Here is a 20,638-nt window from a genome sequence, read left to right on the forward strand (position 1 = left end):
CAGGCTGCGACCCTCCCCGCTCAGGCGAGCAGGGTCTGAGTGAGGTCGTTCCCGAGCGCCGCGGTGTCGACCCCGCGCGCCACCAGCACCGTGGTCGCCAGCCCGCGCCCCTCGCGGAGGACGCCGAGGGCGATGTGCCCGTCGGTGATCGACCTCTGCTTGAGCGCGATCGCCTCCCGCAATGCGAGCTCGAGCGCCTTCTTGGCATCCGCGTTGAACGGCACGTGGCCCCCCATCCCGGATCGCGCGGGGCGCTCGTCGCCGTCGAGGGCCCCCGGGCCGAACGCGCCCTCAGCCTTGTCTCGGACAGCGTCCAGGTCGATCCCCAGCGCAGACAGCGCGCCGGCGTCGAGGCCGTCCCCGACCTCGGACACCAGAGACTCGACGACGCCCTCGCGTGTGAGCCCGTGACGGGCGAGCACCGCGACAGTCGGACTGCCCTGCTGCCCGAACAGGCCGAGCAGCAGGTGCTCGGTGCCGATGCGGTCATGCCGGAGCGCCGTGGCCTCCTCCCGGGCGCGGATGACGACCTGCCGCGCGTCCTGAGTGAACCTCTCGAACATCGCGTCACCCCTTCCGTCGGAGCGGCCCGCGGCCGCTCGCGTGCTTCTTGTGGACGGCCTGCCGGCTCACTCCGAGCGACTGCGCGATCTGATCCCACGTCCAGCCCTTCTCGCGCGCGTTGCCCACCTGCAGCGTCTCCAGCCGTTCGACGAGCACCCGCAGCGAGCGCACGGCCCGGAGGCCGACCGCGGGGTCCGCGCTGCTGGCGGCCGATGCCGCCTCTGCCGTGTTCTCCATATCTGTCAACCTAAGTTGCCCTCTCCGAACCTGTCAACAGAAGTTGACAGGCTTCTTCGAGAGAGCCCGGAGCAACGCGTCAGGGAACGCGACAGATCGGCGACGACGCTGTCCGACGGGCAGCCGCCGACCAGCTCAGGCCGCGGCCACGATCTGGATGAGGTTCCCGCAGGTGTCATCGAGCACCGCGGTGGTGACCGGCCCCATCTCCAGTGGCTCCTGGGTGAACCGCACGCCGAGACCTCGCAGCCGAGCGAACTCCGCATGGACGTCACGCACTGCGAAGGCCGTCGCGGGGATGCCGTCCTCGAAGAGCGCGTCCCGGAACGGCTTGACGGCAGGATGCCCGGCGGGCTCCAGGAGCAACTCGGGCCCCTCAGGATCCTCGGGCGAGACCACGGTGAGCCATCGGTCCTCGCCGAGCGGCACCTCGGTCTTCTTGAGGAAGCCGAGCACCTCGGTATAGAAGCGCAGCGCCTCGTCCTGGTCGTCGACGAAGACGCTCGACAGGTGGATCTTCATGGGTTGCCCTCCGGTCCGTCGGCTCTGATCCACCGCTCGGCGATATGCCGCAGCGGCGCGGTGTTCAGGTCATGGAACTTGTAGCGCCCCTCCCGCCGGGTCTCGACGAGGCCCGCGGCCTCCAGCACGGCGAGGTGCTGCGAGACCGCCTGGCGCGACATGTCGAACTGCCGCCTCACGCTGAGGCGCGAGCAGATCTCGAACAACGTCTGCCCGGACCGCTCGGTGAGCTCGTCGAGGATGGCGCGGCGGGTGGGGTCGGCCAGCGCCTTGTAGAGATCGTCGACCACCCGGCCAACGTAGGCAAGTGGCTACTTGCCTGTCAATGACGTTCCTGGCCGCTGCGACACCCCCCGCCACCACTCGAGCGCACGCCGCCCTGGTCAAGGAGGCAGGGCGGGTGGAGCATGGGCACATCACCGCAGGCTGAGGAGGTCATCGTGGGTAGGCATCACAAGGCCGTGGGCTCGCACGACGGATCGGGCACGAAGAAGGGCAAGGGCGGCGTCAAAGACGTGGTCCGGCTCATCACGATCGCGCTGACCATCACCGCCGTCGTCAAGGAGCTCCGCACTCCGCACGAGGAGAGGACCTGGCACGGCGCCGTCGTCGGGTTCGTCCCCTACGACTTCCGCAGGCCGACCCTCGCCCGCATCCGCGAGCGCATGTGGGCTCCGCAAGATCCGCACCTGGTCAATCCGCGGGTCTTCGGCCTCGGATGGACCGTGAACCTCGGCCGGCTCGTCACCCTGGCCAGGAACCGGGTCTCGGCGGGCTGACTGCCCGGCGCCGGGCCTAGCGACGTGTGCTCGCCAGACCCGGCCCACCGCTGCCTAGTCGAACAGGATCGACACCTTCACCGCGCCGCTCGGCGTGGTGAGCAGGTCGAAGCCCTTCTGCAGGTCGGCGAACGGGATCCGGTGGCTGATCATCGGGGCGAACTTCTCCCAGTGCTCGGCCAGCTGGTCGGTGACGTCGAAGATCTCCGTCGGGTAGCCCATCGCCCAGCGCAGGTCGAGCTCCGCCATGAGCGTCACCGCGTGCAGCGCGACGGCCATCGGCTCGTTCAGCGCCGTCACTTCGAACGGGATGTCCTCGCGGATCTTCCTGACGCTCACACCCACCTGGCAGTCTTCGACCAGCAGGTACTCGGCCAGCGCGCCGTGCATCCCGCCGTTGCCGATCACGCCGCTCGTTCTCGTGACGCGTGACTGTCAGGCGCCGAGCACGCCGCGCACGATCGAGTCGCCCGAGTGGGCCGGGTCGCCGTCGAGCGGCTCGGACGAGACGTCGACCACCGGGAACTCCCCCACGTCGAGGTCGTCCGGCAGGGCGAACCGCCCGGTGTCGCCGGTGAGCAGGCCGAGGCTGACGAGCCCGGACACGTCGGGCCGCAGCAGCCAGACCTCACGGAGGGCGTCGTCACCGGGCGCCATGTCGCTCATGTCGACGACCAGCACGCGGGAGCCGTCCGCCGTGGTCTCCAGCTCGGCGGTGCCCTCCGCGTCCCAGCCGGGAAGGGCCTCGAGGGTGGCGCTCGCCACCACCGTGGGGGCGGGCTCACGGGTCGCCCACCAGGCGCCAGCCCCGCCGATCACCATGCCGGCCGCGGCGGCGCTCGCGACCCAGGCCCAGGTGCGGCGCGGGCGGCGGAGTGGCACGACGGCGGCGCGGTGCTCGTCTGGCTCCGCATCGGGCGCGGCAGCGGTCGCGCCGCCACCCGCCACCTCGACCGGAGCCGGGTCCACGCCGAGCTCGGCCGCGACCCGCTCCCACACGTGCGGTGCGGGCGCGACCAGCGGCTCGTCGGCGTCCGCGGCGCGCGCGACGCCCACCAGGGCGCGCAGGTGCGCCAGTTCGTCGGAGCACTCCGGGCAGCCCGCGAGGTGCTGCTGCTCCTCGACGGATCCGGCGTCCTCACCGAGGGCGAGGAGGCTCAGCACGTCGTCGTCCACGTGCGCGTCATTCGGCGGCACCCTCCACCTCCCATCGGTTCCGCAGCCTGGCCAGGCTGCGCCGGACGTGACTCTTCACGGTGCCCAGCGGCAAGTCCAGGCGCCGCGCGATCTGCTCGTGCGTCAGGTCGTCGTAGAACGCGAGCCGCAGGATGGTCCGCTGCGGGTCGCCCAGGCGGTCCAGCTCGTCGCGGACCACCACGCGGTCGACCACCCGGTCGTCGTGCCCCGGCGCCGTCCCGGTGGCCTCGGCTGACGCCGACGCGCCCGCCGCCACCTCGAGCCGGCCGTCGCGGGCCCGGCGGGCGTGCGCGTCAGCGACAGCGTGCCGTGCGATGCCGACCAGCCAGGCGGGCAGTCGTGACCTCGTCGGGTCGAACCGGGTCCGGCTGCGCCACGCGTCCACGAACACCTGCTGGGTGACGTCCTCGGCCTCTGCGACGCTGCCGAGCGAGCGCAACGCGATGGTGTGCACGATCGTCGCCCAGCGCCGGTAGGCCTCCCGGACGGCAGCCTCGTCACCGGCGGCGAAGGACGCGCCGAGCGCCGAGACGCCGTCGTCGATCTCCATGCCCACCGGCCCCGACGACCCGGACGACGGGTCGGGCGGGGGGACTGCCACCGCCACGGACGACTCCTCACCCGCCGTCAGGACCCGCGCTCGCTGCTGCACGGTCAGCCGCCTTCGGGGACAGCCGTGACGACGACGTTCTCCGCATAGTGGCCGACGTCGCGGTCGAACGCACCTCCGCAGGTGACGAGCACCAGCCGGGACGAGCCCTCGCGGCTGAACCACTCGCCCACCGGGGCGGTGTCCTTCGGCACCCGGACGACGTCCCGCACGCTGTACTCGTGATCGCTCCCGTCCGCGGTGGTGACGACGATCTTCGCGCCGGGGGCCACGTCGTGGAGCCGCGCGAAGGGGCCGATGCCGGTGCTGAGCGAGTCGACGTGCGCGGCGATCAGGGTGGAGCCCTCCGGCGCGGCCGGGGCGGGGCCGTACTCGTACCAGGCGGCGACGTCCGCGCTGTCCGGCAGCTCCATGTCGCCTTCGGGGGCGACGCCCACCGCCTCGACCGGCATGTCGATCTCCAGGTCTGGCACCTGCACGCGCACGGGAGGGACGACGGCTGGGGCCGTGCTGGCGCCCAGGCCCGCGTCGGCCACCGGCACGGAACCGTCACCGGCAGGCGGCGGGGTCGATGCCGTGGCTGACGGAGCGGCGGCTCCCGACTCCGACGTGCCCGCGGGGGCGCCGCCGCACGCCGTGAAGGCGCCGAGGGCCACCAGCGCCACCGCGAGGGAGCGCGCCGCCCCCCTCCGGCGCCCAAGGATGGCGGCGCGGAGCGCCGCGGCCCGGGGGCGGACGGCTCGCGCCGCCTCATCCCCCCGGGCCGGGCGGTCCTGCGCCGAGGTGGGCACGATCAGCGGTCGTCCTTCGCCGGCGCGACCTGGCGTCGCGCGACCGTGAGGACACCGGCGCCCAGCAGCGCGAGCACCCCAGCCGCGATCATCCACGGCTGCGTGCCGGAGTCGTCCACCAGGCCGGCCTGGCCTGCCTGGACCCCCGACGGGTTGCTGTGCAGCCCGCCCACCACCTGGGTGGCGAGGGCCAGCGTGGAGGGGTCCGAGGTGGCGTTGCCCCACGCGTAGACGATCGTGTTCGAGCCCTCGGCGACGTTCACGTCCGCCGGGCCGAGCAGAGCCGGCTCCGTCGTTCCCGCCGCGACGACCGTGGCCGACACCGTGCCGGCGGGCAGGTCGAGGGACTGCTCGTTCGGGTTGGTCAGGTTGGTGACGACCGGCTGCCCGGCCGCCAGGACGTCGACCGCCGGAGCGGCGGCGACGTGACGGACCGTGAGCCTGCCCTGGCCGGCCGCGGTGGGCGACGTGTCGTTCGTGAACAGCGTCGCGGTGGGCGACCCCGCCGTGTCGAGGTGCGCGACGGCGGTGTAGTTGCCGCCCGCGTCGAGCGGCAGGTCGACCGGGCCGATGGCCGGGGAGCTCGCGTCCGTCGCGTCCGCGGCCGTGATGGCCACGGTGTACGTGCCCGCGGGAAGGTCGAGCGGGCCGGCGAGGCTGCCGGGCGTGAAGTCGTCGATGGTGCGCTCGCCGTTCACCCACACGTCCACGGTGAGGCCGGGCACCCCGTGCAGCACCGAGAGCTGGGCGTTGTCGCCGGTCGCGGCCTGTGCGGGCACGGCGGCGAAGGTCAGTGCAGCAACGGCGATCGTTCCGGCTGCTGCTGCGAAGGGTCGTGCTCGCATGGCGTCCTCCAGGTTCGGCCCGCGGAGCGGGCAGTGTCGTGCTGACACCTGTACTTCCGACTGAGGCCTGCCGGTGGATGCACCCGAGGCCACCGTCTTGTCACGCGGCTCGGTCTGGGGGACGCGACCGTCCGGCCGGAGGCGCGACCGCCCGACGAGCAGGGCGCGGCGTCCCGACAGAAGATGAGGGCATGACGCCTCAGCAGGTCTGGTTGGTCACCGGCGCTGGTCGGGGTCTGGGCGTGCACATCGCGCAGGCGGCCTTGGCCGCAGGGCACGCGGTGGTCGCGACCGGACGCAGACCGGAGTGGGTCGCGCGGGCGGTCGGCGCATCCGAGAACCTGCTCGCGCTCAAGCTCGACGTGACCGACCGGGCCGACTCACAGGCAGCCGCGCAGGCAGCGGTGGACCGGTTCGGGCGGATCGACGTGCTGGTGAACAACGCAGCCAACTTCAAGGCCGGGTTCTTCGAAGAGGTCACCCCCGAGGACTTCCGGGCCCAGATCGAGACCACCTTCTTCGGCACGGTGAACGTCACGCGTGCTGTTCTGCCGCTCCTGCGCGCCCAGCGCTCCGGTCTGGTCGTCGCGATCTCGTCGACTGCGGGACTGGTGGGCGATGAGTTCACCTCGGCCTACGCCGCCTCGAAGTTCGCCGTCGAGGGGTGGATGGAGTCGCTGGCCCCCGAGGTCGCGCCGTTCGGCATCCGCACGATGCTCGTCGATCCCGGGTTCTTCCGCACCGAGCTGCTCACCCCGGAGTCCACCAGCTACGCGGCGCCGTCGATCGACGACTACGCCGAGCGGACCGAGGCGACCATCGCCGCCTGGACGAGCATGAACGGCAAGCAACCGGGCGACCCGGCCAAGCTCGCCGCCGCCCTGGTCCGGCTCGCCGCGCTCGACGAGCCCCCGTCCAGGTTCCCCGCCGGCGCCGACGCCGTCCGGGCGTTCGAGAAGAAGGCCGCCGACCTCCTGGCTCAGGCCCGCGCCCACCGGGACCTGTCGGCCGCGCTCGCCTTCGACGACACGGGCGCCTGACCGGGCGGTCCGGCGTCCCGCGGCCCCTGCTCACACCCCGCGGTCGGGCGGATTCCAGGCGAGCACCTCGTCGCACAGCTGGTCGGTCGTCAGCGCGCTGTCGAGCCGGAGGACGGGGCAAGGCAAGGCCGCCAGCCACTTCTCGTGCGCCACCCGGCTGCGGCCCTCGAAGGCAGGGTCGTCGTATCCCCGGGCCCAGGCCATGAACGCCGCATGGGCCTCCGCGTCCACCTGCCCTCGCTCCTGGCGTGCCAGTTCGCGGGCCTCGAGCCGTCGGATGCGCTCCGCCGGGTCGAGAGTCAGGAAGACCACGGCGTCGAAGCGGTCGATCACCTCGTCGCCCCAGTCGAGGATCGAGCCGGACAGCACCCATGCGGCGCGCGGGAGGAACACCTGCCTCATCAGCGCGACCCGCTCGCCGGGCGGGCGGCTCTGGACGAAGGGAGGATCTGTCGGCAACCAGAAGTAGTCGTCGGTGTCGGCGTGCGGCACCGCCCAGACGTCCGCCAGCCTCCGCGCCAGGGTCGTGGTCCCGGAGCCGCTCGCGCCCGTCACGTGCACGCGAGCTCGTCGCATCAGGTCATCCTTCCAGGCTGAGCCGCCGGTTCCGTGGCGATCAGAGCACTGCTCCGCCGTCGCCCGTGCCCGACGCGGACGCGGGAACGGCGTGTCATCGAGCTCGGCGTGCCCGCAGGACGAGGTCGCGTGTGTGGTGCGAACCCTGGCCGGGAGGGGCGACGCGCTCGCGCACCTCGTCGACCTCGATCACCCATGCCTCGTCGAGGTGCGCCACGACGTCAGCGCGCTGCACGAAGTCCTCCAACTCGAAGCCCCGCGAGCGCGCGTGCTCCGCGTCCATGTCCGCGTGCCAGGTGGCGAGCATCATCCCGCCCGGCGCGACCGACGCGAGCACGGTCCGGATCGCGTCCTCGTCCGGGGTGCGGGGCAGGGCCGGGTACTGCACCGACACCACGTCATAGGTCCCGAGATCAGGGGCGTCGCCCGCGAGGTCGGCCTGGACCCAGCGGACCTCGACCCCCGCGGCGCGCGCGGCTGCCCTCCCCCGCTCGAGCGCCGCGGCGGCGACGTCCACCGCGGTGACGTCCCATCCCTGAGCGGCCAGCCAGACGGCGTCACCGCCCTCCCCGCAGCCGACGTCCAGCACACGCCCGGGCGCGACTCCGGTCAGCTCTGCGGCGACCACGCCGTTCACCTGGCCGCTCCACACCTGCTGCTGGGCGGCGTACCAGGCCTCCCACCCGATCACCTCGGGCGAGGTGGGGGCATCGCCGCCGGGGCCGTGGTGGTGGTCGTGCTGCTGCTCTTTGTGGTTCGTCACGCCGCCCAGTGTGCCTGCCGAACCACGGGAGGACGTCGGGCGGCGACCTCAACGGGCAGTGACGCTGGCGACGTCGATAATCCGTGGGTTGTCGAGGTCAGTGTTGTCCACGACGAGCGACGCGCGCTCCCACGGGGTGGCGCACGCGAAGTACATCTGCTGGGCTCCCACATACCGGCGCATCCGGCCGCGCTCGACGTCGGGGTCCACGGCATCGCGTCGGGCCATGCGCCTCGTGGCCTCCTCGAACGGCACGTCGAGGAAGATCGAGAAGTCCCAGAACCGCGCGAGCTCGTCGCGGTGGAGGAACGTCCCCTCGACGAGCACCAGGGCGTCACGCGGCGCCATCCGCCGATCAGGCTGCACCGTCGAATCACGCGCGTGGTCGTACGAGCCGGGGCAGTAGGACCCGTCGCCGCCGGCAGACAGCGGGCCGAGCGTCCACGAGGCCAGTGCGTCGTAGTTGTAGGCGTCCAGCCAGAACCCCTCGGATGACTCTCTGCCTCGCGCGTGCCGGACCGCTGACGGGTTGAAGAAGTCGTCGACGTGCACAACCACCACCGGACGCGCCTCGACGCGATCCGCCAGCGTCTCGGCGAAGGTGGTCTTCCCGCTCCCGCCGACGCCGTCGATGGCGACCAAGGCCCGGCCGCTCCCAGCAACGCCCGCTGAGAGCCGCGCGACGATCATGTCCAGGTCTCCGCCCATGGGCGACCATGCTGCCGGGCGCGAGCGTCGGGCGCCCGCGTCGCCGCGACCGGGGCCACGATCCCCCCATGCAATGACGAGGCCGCCCACCGATCCGGTGGGCGGCCTTGTCGTCATGCGGGGTCGCCGGCGAACCTGGAAGTCACTCCGGCGCGTAGGTCAGGCAGTCGGCCAGGTCGCGACCGGCGCCGACGCGCACCGCCTCGGCGGTGCACTCGAGCGAGGAGTTGTGCGAGCAGTCCTGCCGCTGGCAGGCGCCGACGTGGGTGACGACCTTCTCGAGGCCGCCCTTGACGGTGAGCGGGATGAACGTCGCGCACGCGGCGTCACCATCGTGGCCGCCGATCGTGATGGCGGCCGCGTGGCAGTGGTCGTGGTCGTTGTACGAACAGCCAGCCACCGAGCAATCGGCGACCGGGGGCATATCCATCAATGTGCTCATGTCAACGGCCTCCGAGGTGAGAAACGAGTCCAGCACGGAAGAACCCCTCCGACGCTAGACCCGGTCAGAGCCGGGCCGCTAGCAAGGCAGGACTGGCTTACCTGCCGCGCCGCGGGATGCTCACGGCGCCGTGCCGACGCCTGCGGGGCCTGCGCCGTGGCGCCGGCGCAGGGACGGATCGAGCAGGGCTGGCGGGGCGTCGACCTTCTCCTCGGGCGCGAGGTCCACGCCCGGGGCCACGATCGTGTCGATCGCGTCGAGCACGTCGGCGGTGAGCACGGTCTGCGCCGCGGCGAGCTGGGACCGCAGGTGGTCCATGGTGCGGGGCCCGATGATCGCGCTCGTCACCGCCGGGTGCGCGGTCACGAACCCCAACGCGAGCTGGATCATCGTCAGTCCCGCCTCCTCGGCGACCACCGCCAGCCTCTCGACGGCGTCCATGCGCGCCTGGTTGGACGGGCGGGACAGGTCGAACCGCTGCGGCAGCACCGTGGATCGGTGGGTGGTGATGTCGCGTCCGGCGCGGACCGCGCCGGACAGCCACCCGCTGGCCAGCGGACTCCAGGCCAGGACCCCGAGCCCATGCTCCTGGGCCACGGGCAGCACGTGCGCCTCGGCGCCGCGCTGCAGGATCGAGTAGCTGGGCTGCTCGGTGACGTAGCGGCTCAGGCGGTGCTCGCGGGCGGCCCACTGGGCCTCGACGATGCGGTAGGCCGGGAACGTCGAGGACCCGAAGTAGCGGATCTTCCCCGCGCGCTGCAGGTCGGTGAGCGCAGAGAGCGTCTCCTCGTCGCTGGTGGCCGGGTCCCAGCGGTGGATCTGGTAGAGGTCGACGTGGTCGACGCCGAGGCGCCGCAGGCTGTGGTCGAGCTCGGCGACCAGCCAGCGGCGTGAGGCGCCACGGTGGTTGGGGTCGTCGCTCATCGGCATGCTCGCCTTGGTGGCCAGCACGACGTCGTCGCGGCGCCCGGCGAGGGCCTTGCCGACCATCTCCTCCGACCCGCCGGTGCTGTACCAGTCGGCGGTGTCGATGAGGTTGATGCCGGCCTCGAGGGCGGCGTCCACCATCGCGGTGGCCTCGTCCTGGGTCGTGCGGCCGATCGAGCCGAAGTTCATCGCGCCGAGCGCGAGCGCGCTGACCTGTACTCCGGTGCGGCCCAAGGTGCGGTACAGCATGGTTCCTCCTGAGGATGAGACGACGAGGCTGTTGCCGACGCTGTCGCCGGTCTGTCATGCTCGATGAACCGGAGCAACGTTCCGGAAATGACGATACGGAACAGTGTTCCGGATTACAAGGAGTAACGGGAATGACGGGCACCCCCACCGAGGTCGACGGCGCCCACCGGCCCGCGGCGCCGCGCAAGCGCGCCGACGCCCGGCGCAACGAGGAGACGCTGCTCGCCGCCGCGGCACGCGTGTTCGTCACCTCAGGCGTCGACGCGCCAGTCCGCGACATCGCCGCAGCGGCCGGCGTCGGGATCGGCACCATCTACCGCCACTTCCCCACCCGCGCCGACCTGATCGTCGCCGTCTACCGGCACCAGGTCGAGGCGTGCGCCGAGGCCGGCCCCGCACTGCTCGAGACCAGCAGCTCCCCGCACGCGGCTCTCGCGGCCTGGATCGACCTCTTCGTGGACTTCCTCGTCACCAAGCACGGCCTCGCCGGAGCACTGCAGTCCGACCACGCGTCCTACGACGCCCTGCACGCCTACTTCATCGACCGGCTGCTGCCGGTGGCCGCCCAGCTCCTCGACGCGGCGGCCGCCGCGGGCGAGATCCGGCCCGGCCTGGACCCCTACGTGCTCATGCGCGGCATCGGGAACCTGTGCATCGCCTCGACCGACGAGCGGTACGACGCCCGCCGCATGGTCGAGCTCGTCGTCGCGGGCATGCGCCAGCAGTGACCGGGCCCCGAAGGACCGAGCGGGCGCGCTGACCAGCCTGCGCCCGCGGCATCGTCACGCCGACGCGCGCCAGACCACCTCGGTGTCGAGCAGCGCGCCCCCGGGCTCCACCTCGGCGCCCTGGATCTGCCCGAGCACGATCTCCGCGGCGCGTCGGCCCATCAGGCGCGCGGGTTGGCGCACGGTCGAGAGCGCGGGCACGCACCGCACCGCCCACGCGCTGTCGTCGAACCCGACGACGCCGACGTCGCCCGGCACCGAGCGCCCGGCTTCGCGCAGCGCCTCGAGCACCCCCGCGGCGACCGCGTCCGACGCCGCGAAGATGCCGTCGATCGCCGGCTCGCGTCGCAGCAGCTCCCGGGCGCCCTCGAGGCCGCTCGCGTACGAGTACAGGAGGTGGTCGACGACGAGCCGGGGGTCGAACCGCTCGCCGAGCGCGTCGCGGAACCCGGCGAGCCGGTCGGAGCCGGAGTCGCGGTCGAGCGCGCACGCGACCATCGCCACTCGCTCCCGGCCCGTCGCGAGCAGCTCCTGCGTCACCGAGCGAGCCGCCGAGCGGTTGTCGATGCCGACGTACGGGATCGCAGGATGCCCCGGCGGGTGCCCGATGAACACCGCGGGCAGCCCGAGCCGCTCGACCGCCCCCGCGATGGTGTCGTGCTGGCGAGCGGAGACGAGCACCGCGCCGTCGACGAACCCGCCGCGCAGGTAGTCGGCGACGCGCTGGCTGTCGCGCTCGGAGTCCAGCACGAGCACCACGAGCTGGAAGTCCGCCTCGGAGACCACCTCGTTGGCGCCCAACAGGATGGCGCCGATGTTCGGGTCGTCAAGGAACAGCTCGTGCGGTTCGTGGACCAGGAAGCCGACTGCCCGCGAGCGCTGGGTCACGAGGTTGCGCGCCGCCGTGTTCTGCACGTAGCCGACCTTGGCGATGGCCTTCTCGATGGCCTCCCGCGCCTCCGAGGAGACGTATGACGTGCCGTTGAGCAGCCGGGACACAGTTCCTCTCGAGACCCCCGCCTCGGCGGCGACATCGTGGATCGTGGCACGGCGCCGGCCCGGATGAGTCATGCGCTGAATGTAACGTCGTCGGGCGCCGCGACCGGGCCGAGCGGGTCGAGCGCGCCGACCGCGTCGACCGCGTCGACCGCGAGCAGGACCGCATTCTCGGGGGCGAGCAGCAGCGCGGCCAGCCCGGTCTCGACGAGGACCCGTCCGGGCAGTGTGACCTCGCCGCATGCGAGCCATGGTGGGGGCGCGGCCTGCACGAGCAGCGGAGCGGCGCCAACGGTCCGCACGCGGTAGACGCGCTCCGGGTCGAGCCCGACGAGGCGCACCGGGGCTGGCAGCGCCGCTTCCGCTGCCGTGAGGGCGACGACCGCGAACAGCGCCTTGCCGCCGTCGGGGGCGACGACGCCGTGCACCAGGGCGCCCGGGTCCGCGCTGTCGGCGCGCACGACCCGCCCTGAGTGGAGCAGTCCGCGTCGGGCCACGTGCTCGGCGACCCAGGACCGGACCTCGTCGAGCTCGTCGGCGCTCGCGCGGGTGAGGTCCCACTCGATCCCGGCGCTGCCGAACATGGCCGTCGCGCATCGGAACCCGGTGGTCGAGACACGGCCGGTCGTGTGCGCCCGCGGCGCCCCGAGGTGGCCGCCCAGGTACTCGGGCGGCACGAGCACGCCGGTCCAGCGCTGGATGCTCTGGCGTTCGAGCGGGTCGTTCGTGTCGGAGGTCCACACCCTGTCGACGCGCTCGAGGATCCCCAGGTCGATGCGGGCTCCCCCAGACGCGCACGACTCGATCTCGACTGCGGGGAACCGCGCGCGGAGCTCGTCGATCAGCCGGTAGAGCGCGGTCGTCTGGCGGTGGGCCGAGCCGTGCAGCAGGTCGCGGTTGTGGTCCCACTTGAGGGAGGTGATCGGGTACTCGTCGAGCAGCGCGGCGAGGGCTTCACGCACGTGCGCGTACGCGCCGGGGTGGCCGAGGTCGAGCGTGCGCTGGTCGCGCCACGTCGGCAGGTTCTCGCCGCCCACTATCCAGTCAGGGTGGGCACGTGCGAGGTCGGAGTCCGGGCTGACCATCTCGGGCTCGACCCAGAGCCCGAGCTCCATGCCGCGCGCGTGGACGCGTTCGACGAGCGGGTGCAGGCCGTCCGGCCACGCGACCGGGTCGACGGCCCAGTCGCCGAGTGCCCGCGTGGCGTCGGTGCGGCCGGTGAACCACCCGTCGTCGAGCACGAACCGCTCGACGCCCACATCCGCTGCGGCATCGACCAGGCGGTCGAGGGTCGCGTGGTCGTGGTCGAAGTAGACGGCCTCCCACGTGTTGAGCACGACCGGTCGGGCGCGCCGGATCGTCGACCAGGACCGGATCCATGGGTGGAACCGGTCGGACAAGCCGTCGAGCCCCGAGTCGGACCATGCCGCGACGAGCCACGGCGCGGAGTACCGCTCCCCCGGCGCGAGCCGCACCTCCCCGGGCGCGAGCAGCTCGCCGCCGCCCAGGAGCGTGCGCCCCAGGGCGTGGCGCTCGGCCCACTGGCGCCTATCGCCGCTCCATGCGACATGAGTCGCCCAGACCTCCCCCGTGCGGAACCCGAACCCGGGCGTCCCCGCGACCACGAGGAAGGGGTCGTCGTGGCCGGGCCGGCCGTGACGCGTCTCGCGCGTCCAGGCGCCGTGGCCGAGAGGCATGCGCTGCGGGCGCCGCTCGTGCGCCCACAGGCCGGTGAAGTCGAGCACCTCGCGGGCGCGGTCCGGCACCGGGAGGGTCGCGTCGAGCGAGCCCAGCACGAACGTGTCGTCACTGCGGTTCTCCAGCGTGCTGCGAACGCGGAGGACGCCGTGCTCGGTGAGCTCGGCGTCGGTCGTCACGGCGAGCCCGCCCGCGGCGTCGCCGAGGCGCAGCCGGACCCCGCGGTCGCCCACGGGCTCGGCGCCGACCAGGACGAGCGCGGCCGCCGGCTCCCCCGACCCCGACCCCGACCCCGACCCCGACCAGAAGCCTTCGAATCCCGGGCGCCCCGTCCACCCCTGCTCGCGGGTCGGCAGGATCGTCAGGCGCAGCGGGGTGTCGATCGCGCTCGGCGGGACGGCCGGGACCAGCGCGGCGGCGAGCCCGGCGAGGGCGTCGTCGTCGAGCGGGCCCAGGTCACGCCCCCAGTGCAGGACGGCGGGAAGGCCCCCACCGCCCTGCACCGGGACGTCGAGCACGAGGCTCGACCCTGCTGCGCGCAGGTGCTGGATCATGCGGTCACTTGGCGACGGGGATGGACTGGGACTCGAGCGTCGAGATCGTGGATCCCTGCGCCTGCTCGAGCGACGCGAGCAGCGTCCCCGAACCGGAGACCGCGCCCTTGAAACCGTCGGAGACGTCCGCGTAGACCTGCGTCATCGTCGGGCCCCACGTGAAGCCGGCGGGCACCTGCGTCGACGCCTCGGCGAACACGTCGTAGATGGCCTGGCCGCCGTAGAACTCGACGCCCTCCGCGAGCGCCGGCAGGTCCGCGCCGGCCTTCGTCGCCGGGTAGAGGTTCGCGCCCTTGTTCAGCAGCGTGAGCGCCTCGTCGGACGTGTTGAGCCACAGCGCGAACTTCGCCGCCTCGTAGATGTGCTCCGTGCCGCGGAAGACCGCGGTGGACGAGCCGCCCCAGTTGCCGGCGGCCTCGTCACCGGCCTCCCACTGCGGCATGGGCGCGACGGCCCACTTGCCGGTGGTGTCGGGGGCGCCGCTCGAGATCGAGTTGGCGCCCCACACCGCCGAGACCCACGTCCACGCGGCGCCCGTGTTGTAGGCGTTGTCCCACTCGCTCGTCCACGGCGGGACGCTCGAGACGAGGTCCCTGTCGATGAGGTCCTGCCAGTACTCGGCGACCTGCGTGGACTCCGTGCCCGCCAAGTCGACGCCCCATTCGTCGCCGTCGTTGGAGAACCAGGTGCCGCCCGCCTGCCAGACGAGCCCCGCGAACTGGTTGACGTCGCTCTGCGAGAAGTTCGTGATGTACCCGCCGGCCGCCTTGACCTTCTCGGCCGCGGCGGCGTACTCGGCCCACGTCGTGGGGACGGCGATGCCGTTCGCCTCGAACAGGTCGGCGCGGTAGAAGAGCGCCATTGGGCCGGCGTCCTGCGGGACGGCGTACGCGTGCCCGTCCTCGCCGAAGCTCACCTGGTCCCAGGTCCAGTCGACGAAGTCGCCCTGCGCGGCTATGACGTCGGCGCACACGCCGAGGTCGGTGAGCCCGTCCTGGACGCGGAAGTTCGGCAGTGCGTCGTACTCGATCTGCCCGAGGTCGGGCGCGTTTCCGGCCTTGAGCTGGTTGAAGAAGTTCTGGTACGTGCCGCCGTTGCCGTTGGGCCCGGTCTGCACGGTCACCTGGATATCGGGGTTCGCCCCGTTCCAGACGTCGACGACCTCCTCGATGCCGGGGATCCACGTCGTGAACGTGAGCTCGACATCGCCGTCCGACGGCTCGCAGGCGCCCGCGGCGTCCCCCCCGGAGGAGGCTCCATCGGACGATGACGAGCAGCCGGCGACGAGCAGGGCGACCGCGGTGAGGGCGCCGACGCTGGCGGCCTTGGTGAGACGCATGGTTGTCCTTATTTGTGGAGGGGAGCCCGGCAGGGTGCTGCCGGGCAGCAGGCGGTCGAACGACGAGCGGTCACTTCACCGAGCCGGCTCCGAGCCCGTTGCGCCAGAAGCGCTGCAGCAGCAGGAAGACGACGATCAGCGGGATGATCGCGAGGAGGGCCCCGACGAGCACGTGACCGCGCAGCTCGGGGATCTGATTCACCTGGGTGTTCCAGGAGTAGAGGCCGAGCGTCACGGGGAACACGGCCTCGTCGCGGAGCATGATGAGCGGCAGGAAGAAGTTGTTCCAGATCGCGACGAACTGGAACAGGAACACGGTGACGAGGGCGGGGAGCATGAGCCGCACCGAGACGGTGAAGAACGTGCGGACCTCGCTCGACCCGTCGAGCCGCGCGGCCTCGAGCAGCTCCTCGGGGACGCTCGCCGCGGCGTAGATCTTGGTCAGGTACACCCCGAACGGGCTCACCAGGCTCGGCAGGAAGACCGCCCAGAACGTGTTGGTCAGCTGGACCTGGCTGAAGATCAGGAAGAGCGGGAGCGCCAGGGCCGTCGCGGGGACGAGGACGCCGCCCAGGACCACGTTGAACAGCAGGTCCCGGCCGCGGAACCGGTACTTCGCGAGGGCGTACCCGCACATCGCGGCGAGCACTGTGCCGAGGAACGCGCCGCCCGCGGTGTAGGCGAGCGAGTTGCCGATCCACCGCACGAAGATGCCGCCGTCGTAGCGCAGCAGCGCGGAGACGTTCTCGGCGAGGTTCATGTCGGCGAACCACAGCGGGTTCGTGCTGGTGAACTGCCCGCGGTCCTTGGTCGCCGAGACGATCAGCCACCAGATGGGGGCGAGGAAGTAGAGCGTGAAGACGCCCATCACGAGCATCGCCCCGGCGCGCGACAACAGGCTCTCCTGGGCGCCCCGCTGGGTCCCGGGCGTGACGCCTCGGGAGGCCGCGGGCGAGGGGGTGGTGCGGACGACGGCGCTCACTGGACGCCCTTCTTCTGGGTCAGCTTGAGGAACGTGAACGAGAGCACGAACGTCGCGAGCGCGAGCACCACCGAGAACGCCGCGGCGAGGTTGAAGTTCGGCACGGACGACGTCGAGTAGACGGTGAGGTTCGGGGTGAACGTGCTCGTCACCGCGGAGCTGAACGAGCGGAACACCTGGGGCTCGGCGAGCAGCTGGAGGGTGCCGATGATCGAGAAGACCGTCGTGAGCACGATCGCGGGGATGACCAGCGGGATCTTGATCGACCACGCGATCCGCAGATGCCCCGCGCCGTCGAGCCGCGCCGCCTCGTACACCTCGCTGGGGATCGACAGCAGCGAGGAGTAGATGATCAGCATGTTGTAGCCGATGTAGACCCACGTGACGACGTTCGCCATGGCCCACAGCACGAGGTCCGCGGAGAGCAGGTCGACCCGCTCGGTCACGGCCGTGAACGGCGAGAGGTTCGGGGAGTACAGGAAGCCCCACATGATCGCCGCGACGACGCCGGGCACCGCGTACGGCACGAAGAACGCGAGCCGGAAGAACCGTTTGCCGCGCAGCAGCGGCGAGTCGAGCAGCAGCGCGAACACGAGCGCGAGCACGAGCATCACGGGGACCTGGACCACTCCGAAGGCGAGGACGCGCCCGACAGAAGACCAGAACGGACCGTTCTGGAACACCTGGGCGTACTGCGTGAGCCCGCCGAACACCTCCCGCGCGGCGCCGAACGTGCCCTCGCGCTCGACGACGAGGAGCGACTGCCACACCGCGTACCCGACGGGCAGCGCGTAGAACAGCGCGAACAGCACCCCGAACGGCAGCACGAAGAACGCGATCGCGCGCTTGTGCGGGACGGGGAGGCGGCGCCGAGGCTGCGCGTCGCGCATCGGGGCGGGGTCGAGGGTCTGCGTGCTCGTCATGCTGGTGTGTCCTCTCGGACGACCCGCACGCTTCCGGCGGGGACGTGGACGAGGCCTGCGGCGGGTCGGTCGGTGACGAGCTCGTGCCCTGTGACCGGGTGCTCGAGATCACGGTGCGAGTGGTTGATGACGAACACGTAGCCGCGACCGCCACCCACGCGGCGCACGACCTCGACCGACCCGTCGCTCTCGGGGCCGGTCGCCGTGACACCGGCGCCGGCCACCGCGGAGCGCATGACGTCGCGCAGGTCGGGGGCGTCGAGCGCTGTCGCGATGTACCAGGCGGCCCCGGCGCCGCGGTGGGCCCGCGTGACGGCCGGCGCCCCGGCGAGCGGACCGTCGGCGTAGGAGGCGACGACGGCCGCGTCGGTCGTCCGGAGCCGCTCGGTCCACAGCGACGCGTGCGCACCGGTGTCGAGCGTGACCCGGCGCCCGGGCAGCAGCGGAACGAACTCCTCGCCGACGACGCCGAGCAGGTCCCGGAAGGCCCCCGGGTACCCGCCGAGCCGCACCCTGTCGTCCTGGTCGACGATGCCCGAGTTGAACGTGACGACCGCGTGCCCACCCGCCTCGACGTGCGCGCTGACCCGCGCCGCCTGCGCGTCCGAGACCATGTGCAGCGAGGGGACGACGACGAGCCGATACCCGGTCAGGTCACTGTCGGGCCCGAGGACGTCGACCGTCACGCCCAGCTCGTGCAGGGCCCGGTAGGCGGCGTGCACCTGGTCGAGGTACCCGACGGCGTGCGACGGGCGCGCGTCGCCGTCGGCGGCCCACCAGGACTCCCAGCTGAACAGCAGCGCGGTGTCGGCGACCACGCGGGTGCCCGCGACCTCGTCGAGCCGGTCGAGCGTCGCGCTGAGCTCGACGACCTCACGCCACACCTCAGTGTCCGTGCCGGCGTGCGGGACGAGCGCCGAGTGGAACTTCTCGGCGCCCTGGGTCGACGCGCGCCACTGGAAGAAGCAGATGCCGTCCGCGCCGCGGGCCACGTGCGTGAGCGAGTTGCGGGTCATCTGGCCCGGCTCCTTGGCCACGTTGACCGGCTGCCAGTTCACGGCGCCGGTCGACTGCTCCATCAGCAGCCACGGCGCTCCCCCGGCGAGCCCGCGCGTCAGGTCGGCCGCGAACGACAGCTCGGCGCGCGGGTCCTCGAGCCGGTGGTCGAGGTAGTGGTCGTTGGCGATGACGTCCATCTCGGGCGCCCAGGACCAGTAGTCGAGGTTGCGGATGTGCGCGGTCACCATGAAGTTCGTCGTCACGGGGATGTTCGAGTGCCGCCGGAGCACCTCCGCCTCGGCGCGGTGGTGGTCGAGCAGCGCGTCCGAGCTGAAGCGGTGGAAGTCGACGGATTGGGCGGGGTTGCCGAGCGAGATCGTGGCCCGCGGCGGCAGGACCTCTGCCCAGTCCGCATAGCGCTGGCTCCAGAAACTCGTCCCCCACGCGGCGTTGAGCGCGTCCACCGTGCCGTAGCGGCGCTCGAGCCAGATCCGGAACGCCGCGGCGGACTCGTCGCAGTAGCACAGCGCGTTGTGGCAGCCGAGCTCGTTGGACACGTGCCACAGCGCGACCGCGGGGTGCTCGCCGTACCGCTTCGCGACCTGGCCGACGAGCGCGAGCGCGCGACGGCGGAACTCGGCCGAGCTCGGGCACCACGCCTGGCGTCCGCCCGGCCAGCGGGTCGTGCCGTCCACCGCGACCGGGAGGATCTCGGGGTGCAGCGTCGTGAGCCACGGCGGCGGCGAGGACGTGCCGGTGCCGAGGTTGACCCGGATGCCGTTCGCGTGGAGCAGGTCGACGACCTCGTCGAGGCCGGACCAGTCGTGCTCCCCCGGGCGGGGCTCGATGTGCGACCAGCCGAAGATGTTGACGGCGACGAGGTCGACACCGGCCTCGCGCATGAGCCGGACGTCCTCGCGCCACACGTCTCGGTCCCACTGCTCAGGGTTGTAATCGCATCCGAACGCGATGCCGCGCGTGGTGCCCCCGGTACCGAGGACGACTTCCGGCGAGTCCATGTGCTCCCTGCCCGTCATGCGCCGGGAGCCGGGGACGCGAATTGTGTGCACGTGCACACATTGCGCCACGCGATCTCGCCGTCGAGATTGTGTGAACGTGCACACACTAGGCAGTAGGGCGATTTCGTGTCAACAGCCCCGAACTGCCGATCTCCGCCCAACAGCACCGGCCGAGACCGTCGCCGTCCCCCAGGCCGCCGGCAGCGCCGAGGTCGCGGCCCACCGGGTGGTCCAGGAAGCCCTGACGAACGCCCTCAAGCACGCCCGCGGCAGCCGCACCACCGTGCGCGTACGCCACAGCGAGAAGGAGATCACCGTGCAGGTCAGCACCGACGGGACCGGGGCACGATCCGCGCCCCCCGACGGCGGCGAGCGCGGCCTCGCGGGCCTGCGGGAGCGGGTCGACATCCTCAGCGGGGACTTCACCGCGCAGCGCAAGGCGGATGGCGGCTTCGTGGTCCGAGCGCGCAATCCCCGCCGGTATCCCCTCATGACGGAGCCGATCCGGGTGCTGGTCTGCGACGACCAGGCGCTCATCCGCACCGGGTTCGCCACGATCATCGGCGCCCAGCCCGGCCTCGTGGTGGTCGGCGAGTGCGGCGACGGACGCGCGGCGGTCGACCTCGCCGCCCGGGTGAAGCCGGACGTCGTGGTCATGGACGTCCGGATGCCCGTGCTCGACGGCATCGATGCCACCCGCCTGCTCGCCGGCGCCGGGGTGGCCAATCCGGTCAAGGTGCTCGCGGTCACGACGTTCAACCTCGACGAGTACGTGTACGAGGCGCTACGCGCCGGCGCCAGCGGGTTCCTGCTCAAGGACACTCCCCCGGCCCAGCTGCTCCACGGAATCCGCACCGTCGCCTCTGGCGCCGCACTGCTCGCCCCCGAGGTCACCCGCCAGCTCGTCGGCAAGTACGCCAGCCGGATCACGCCGCGGGCGAGCACGCCCGGGGACAGCCCGCTGACCGCGCGCGAGCTGGAGGTGCTGCGGCTCATCGCGAGCGGCCTGTCCAACAGCGAGATCGCCGCGGGGCTCGTCATCAGCCACGAGACCATCAAGACCTACGTCTCGCGGATCCTCACCAAGCTCGACCTGCGGGACCGGGCGCAGGCGGTCGTGCACGCGTACCGCACAGGGCTGGTGACCTGA

At 72.2% G+C, this 20,638-nt stretch carries 24 protein-coding genes; 4 read left to right on the top strand and 20 right to left on the bottom strand.

Going from position 1 to position 20,638, the window contains the following annotated elements; all coding sequences use genetic code 11:
• Positions 1–20: 20 nt before the first annotated feature.
• The 4 genes from NP064_RS11255 to NP064_RS11270 form a co-directional block, all read right to left on the bottom strand.
• Positions 21–563, bottom strand: coding sequence for a Clp protease N-terminal domain-containing protein (locus tag NP064_RS11255; RefSeq protein WP_227569563.1), 543 nt, complete (start codon positions 561–563; stop codon positions 21–23).
• 4 nt (positions 564–567) lie between these two features.
• Complete coding sequence (locus NP064_RS11260; protein ID WP_227569562.1) at positions 568–801, bottom strand: RNA polymerase subunit sigma-70; 234 nt, start codon at positions 799–801, stop codon at positions 568–570.
• 135 nt (positions 802–936) lie between these two features.
• Complete coding sequence (locus tag NP064_RS11265) at positions 937–1,323, bottom strand: VOC family protein (protein WP_227569561.1); 387 nt, start codon at positions 1,321–1,323, stop codon at positions 937–939.
• Positions 1,320–1,613 carry an ArsR/SmtB family transcription factor gene (locus NP064_RS11270; protein ID WP_227569560.1) on the bottom strand — a complete coding sequence of 98 codons (294 nt, stop codon included), beginning with the start codon at positions 1,611–1,613 and terminating at the stop codon, positions 1,320–1,322. The genes NP064_RS11265 and NP064_RS11270 overlap by 4 nt, the downstream gene beginning before the upstream one ends.
• A 150-nt stretch (positions 1,614–1,763) precedes the next feature.
• On the opposite strand from NP064_RS11270, the gene NP064_RS11275 reads away from it, so the two are divergent.
• Complete coding sequence (locus NP064_RS11275; protein ID WP_227569559.1) at positions 1,764–2,102, top strand: DUF5808 domain-containing protein; 339 nt, start codon at positions 1,764–1,766, stop codon at positions 2,100–2,102.
• A 54-nt stretch (positions 2,103–2,156) separates the two neighbouring features.
• Here the strand turns inward: NP064_RS11275 and NP064_RS11280 are convergent, their stop codons facing one another.
• The 5 genes from NP064_RS11280 to NP064_RS11300 all read right to left on the bottom strand — a co-directional run bounded on the left by NP064_RS11280 (position 2,157) and on the right by NP064_RS11300 (position 5,545).
• Positions 2,157–2,510 (bottom strand): hypothetical protein, encoded by a 354-nt coding sequence (locus NP064_RS11280; RefSeq protein ID WP_227569558.1) that lies wholly within the window; start codon positions 2,508–2,510, stop codon positions 2,157–2,159.
• 27 nt (positions 2,511–2,537) lie between these two features.
• The gene (locus NP064_RS11285) at positions 2,538–3,299 is read right to left on the bottom strand and encodes an anti-sigma factor (RefSeq protein ID WP_227569557.1); all 762 of its coding nucleotides are present in this window, start codon (positions 3,297–3,299) and stop codon (positions 2,538–2,540) included.
• Positions 3,286–3,849, bottom strand: coding sequence for an RNA polymerase sigma factor (locus NP064_RS11290; RefSeq protein ID WP_227569709.1), 564 nt, complete (start codon positions 3,847–3,849; stop codon positions 3,286–3,288). Before NP064_RS11290 ends, NP064_RS11285 begins: the two co-directional genes overlap by 14 nt.
• A gap of 104 nt (positions 3,850–3,953) precedes the next feature.
• Entirely contained in the window at positions 3,954–4,700 is a 747-nt protein-coding gene (locus tag NP064_RS11295; RefSeq protein ID WP_227569556.1) for a class F sortase, read from the bottom strand.
• Positions 4,701–4,702: 2 nt separating this feature from the next.
• Positions 4,703–5,545 carry a DUF4397 domain-containing protein gene (locus NP064_RS11300; RefSeq protein WP_227569555.1) on the bottom strand — a complete coding sequence of 281 codons (843 nt, stop codon included), beginning with the start codon at positions 5,543–5,545 and terminating at the stop codon, positions 4,703–4,705.
• Between the two features lie 191 nt (positions 5,546–5,736).
• Here NP064_RS11300 and NP064_RS11305 point away from each other — a divergent pair, with 191 nt between their 5' ends.
• The gene (locus NP064_RS11305; RefSeq protein WP_227569554.1) at positions 5,737–6,585 is read left to right on the top strand and encodes an SDR family NAD(P)-dependent oxidoreductase; all 849 of its coding nucleotides are present in this window, start codon (positions 5,737–5,739) and stop codon (positions 6,583–6,585) included.
• Positions 6,586–6,615: 30 nt separating this feature from the next.
• Here NP064_RS11305 and NP064_RS11310 read toward each other — a convergent pair whose 3' ends face one another.
• The 5 genes from NP064_RS11310 to NP064_RS11330 all read right to left on the bottom strand — a co-directional run bounded on the left by NP064_RS11310 (position 6,616) and on the right by NP064_RS11330 (position 10,250).
• Complete coding sequence (locus NP064_RS11310; protein WP_227569553.1) at positions 6,616–7,161, bottom strand: AAA family ATPase; 546 nt, start codon at positions 7,159–7,161, stop codon at positions 6,616–6,618.
• Between the two features lie 94 nt (positions 7,162–7,255).
• On the bottom strand, positions 7,256–7,924 hold the full coding sequence (locus NP064_RS11315) for a class I SAM-dependent methyltransferase (RefSeq protein ID WP_227569552.1): 669 nt from the start codon (positions 7,922–7,924) through the stop codon (positions 7,256–7,258).
• Between the two features lie 48 nt (positions 7,925–7,972).
• Positions 7,973–8,632, bottom strand: coding sequence for a nucleoside/nucleotide kinase family protein (locus tag NP064_RS11320; RefSeq protein WP_227569551.1), 660 nt, complete (start codon positions 8,630–8,632; stop codon positions 7,973–7,975).
• 142 nt (positions 8,633–8,774) lie between these two features.
• Complete coding sequence (locus NP064_RS11325) at positions 8,775–9,074, bottom strand: DUF1540 domain-containing protein (protein ID WP_227569550.1); 300 nt, start codon at positions 9,072–9,074, stop codon at positions 8,775–8,777.
• Positions 9,075–9,194: 120 nt separating this feature from the next.
• The gene (locus tag NP064_RS11330; protein WP_227569549.1) at positions 9,195–10,250 is read right to left on the bottom strand and encodes an aldo/keto reductase; all 1,056 of its coding nucleotides are present in this window, start codon (positions 10,248–10,250) and stop codon (positions 9,195–9,197) included.
• Between the two features lie 131 nt (positions 10,251–10,381).
• On the opposite strand from NP064_RS11330, the gene NP064_RS11335 reads away from it, so the two are divergent.
• On the top strand, positions 10,382–10,978 hold the full coding sequence (locus NP064_RS11335) for a TetR/AcrR family transcriptional regulator (RefSeq protein WP_227569548.1): 597 nt from the start codon (positions 10,382–10,384) through the stop codon (positions 10,976–10,978).
• 54 nt (positions 10,979–11,032) lie between these two features.
• On the opposite strand, the gene NP064_RS11340 is transcribed toward NP064_RS11335, so the two are convergent.
• The 6 genes from NP064_RS11340 to NP064_RS11365 all read right to left on the bottom strand — a co-directional run bounded on the left by NP064_RS11340 (position 11,033) and on the right by NP064_RS11365 (position 19,488).
• Positions 11,033–12,049, bottom strand: a complete 1,017-nt coding sequence (locus tag NP064_RS11340; protein ID WP_227569547.1) for a LacI family DNA-binding transcriptional regulator — start codon at positions 12,047–12,049, stop codon at positions 11,033–11,035.
• Positions 12,046–14,226 carry an alpha-galactosidase gene (locus NP064_RS11345; protein WP_227569546.1) on the bottom strand — a complete coding sequence of 727 codons (2,181 nt, stop codon included), beginning with the start codon at positions 14,224–14,226 and terminating at the stop codon, positions 12,046–12,048. Before NP064_RS11345 ends, NP064_RS11340 begins: the two co-directional genes overlap by 4 nt.
• A 4-nt stretch (positions 14,227–14,230) precedes the next feature.
• Complete coding sequence (locus NP064_RS11350; RefSeq protein WP_227569545.1) at positions 14,231–15,565, bottom strand: ABC transporter substrate-binding protein; 1,335 nt, start codon at positions 15,563–15,565, stop codon at positions 14,231–14,233.
• A gap of 70 nt (positions 15,566–15,635) precedes the next feature.
• Positions 15,636–16,460: a carbohydrate ABC transporter permease gene (locus NP064_RS11355; RefSeq protein WP_372456376.1), complete on the bottom strand. Its 825-nt coding sequence runs from the start codon at positions 16,458–16,460 to the stop codon at positions 15,636–15,638.
• A gap of 83 nt (positions 16,461–16,543) precedes the next feature.
• Positions 16,544–17,437, bottom strand: a complete 894-nt coding sequence (locus NP064_RS11360) for a carbohydrate ABC transporter permease (protein WP_227569708.1) — start codon at positions 17,435–17,437, stop codon at positions 16,544–16,546.
• A 29-nt stretch (positions 17,438–17,466) separates the two neighbouring features.
• The gene (locus tag NP064_RS11365) at positions 17,467–19,488 is read right to left on the bottom strand and encodes a beta-galactosidase (RefSeq protein WP_227569543.1); all 2,022 of its coding nucleotides are present in this window, start codon (positions 19,486–19,488) and stop codon (positions 17,467–17,469) included.
• Positions 19,489–19,504: 16 nt separating this feature from the next.
• On the opposite strand from NP064_RS11365, the gene NP064_RS16725 reads away from it, so the two are divergent.
• Positions 19,505–20,638: a response regulator gene (locus NP064_RS16725; protein WP_348519202.1), complete on the top strand. Its 1,134-nt coding sequence runs from the start codon at positions 19,505–19,507 to the stop codon at positions 20,636–20,638.

It is taken from the genome of Cellulomonas chengniuliangii, assembly GCF_024508335.1.
Lineage (GTDB): Bacteria > Actinomycetota > Actinomycetes > Actinomycetales > Cellulomonadaceae > Cellulomonas_A > Cellulomonas_A chengniuliangii.

What these genes read in the sequence shown, in the direction of transcription:
- NP064_RS11345 (WP_227569546.1), bottom strand. Translation starts at nt 14,226, where the DNA reads ATGATCCAGCACCTGCGCGCAGCAGGGTCGAGCCTCGTGCTCGACGTC.
- NP064_RS11325 (WP_227569550.1), bottom strand. Translation starts at nt 9,074, where the DNA reads ATGAGCACATTGATGGATATGCCCCCGGTCGCCGATTGCTCGGTGGCT.
- NP064_RS11340 (WP_227569547.1), bottom strand. Translation starts at nt 12,049, where the DNA reads ATGACTCATCCGGGCCGGCGCCGTGCCACGATCCACGATGTCGCCGCC.
- NP064_RS11310 (WP_227569553.1), bottom strand. Translation starts at nt 7,161, where the DNA reads ATGCGACGAGCTCGCGTGCACGTGACGGGCGCGAGCGGCTCCGGGACC.
- NP064_RS11360 (WP_227569708.1), bottom strand. Translation starts at nt 17,437, where the DNA reads ATGCGCGACGCGCAGCCTCGGCGCCGCCTCCCCGTCCCGCACAAGCGC.
- NP064_RS11320 (WP_227569551.1), bottom strand. Translation starts at nt 8,632, where the DNA reads ATGGGCGGAGACCTGGACATGATCGTCGCGCGGCTCTCAGCGGGCGTT.
- NP064_RS11330 (WP_227569549.1), bottom strand. Translation starts at nt 10,250, where the DNA reads ATGCTGTACCGCACCTTGGGCCGCACCGGAGTACAGGTCAGCGCGCTC.
- NP064_RS11305 (WP_227569554.1), top strand. Translation starts at nt 5,737, where the DNA reads ATGACGCCTCAGCAGGTCTGGTTGGTCACCGGCGCTGGTCGGGGTCTG.
- NP064_RS11335 (WP_227569548.1), top strand. Translation starts at nt 10,382, where the DNA reads ATGACGGGCACCCCCACCGAGGTCGACGGCGCCCACCGGCCCGCGGCG.
- NP064_RS11260 (WP_227569562.1), bottom strand. Translation starts at nt 801, where the DNA reads ATGGAGAACACGGCAGAGGCGGCATCGGCCGCCAGCAGCGCGGACCCC.
- NP064_RS11255 (WP_227569563.1), bottom strand. Translation starts at nt 563, where the DNA reads ATGTTCGAGAGGTTCACTCAGGACGCGCGGCAGGTCGTCATCCGCGCC.
- NP064_RS16725 (WP_348519202.1), top strand. Translation starts at nt 19,505, where the DNA reads ATGCGCCGGGAGCCGGGGACGCGAATTGTGTGCACGTGCACACATTGC.
- NP064_RS11350 (WP_227569545.1), bottom strand. Translation starts at nt 15,565, where the DNA reads ATGCGTCTCACCAAGGCCGCCAGCGTCGGCGCCCTCACCGCGGTCGCC.
- NP064_RS11265 (WP_227569561.1), bottom strand. Translation starts at nt 1,323, where the DNA reads ATGAAGATCCACCTGTCGAGCGTCTTCGTCGACGACCAGGACGAGGCG.
- NP064_RS11365 (WP_227569543.1), bottom strand. Translation starts at nt 19,488, where the DNA reads ATGGACTCGCCGGAAGTCGTCCTCGGTACCGGGGGCACCACGCGCGGC.
- NP064_RS11290 (WP_227569709.1), bottom strand. Translation starts at nt 3,849, where the DNA reads ATGGAGATCGACGACGGCGTCTCGGCGCTCGGCGCGTCCTTCGCCGCC.
- NP064_RS11300 (WP_227569555.1), bottom strand. Translation starts at nt 5,545, where the DNA reads ATGCGAGCACGACCCTTCGCAGCAGCAGCCGGAACGATCGCCGTTGCT.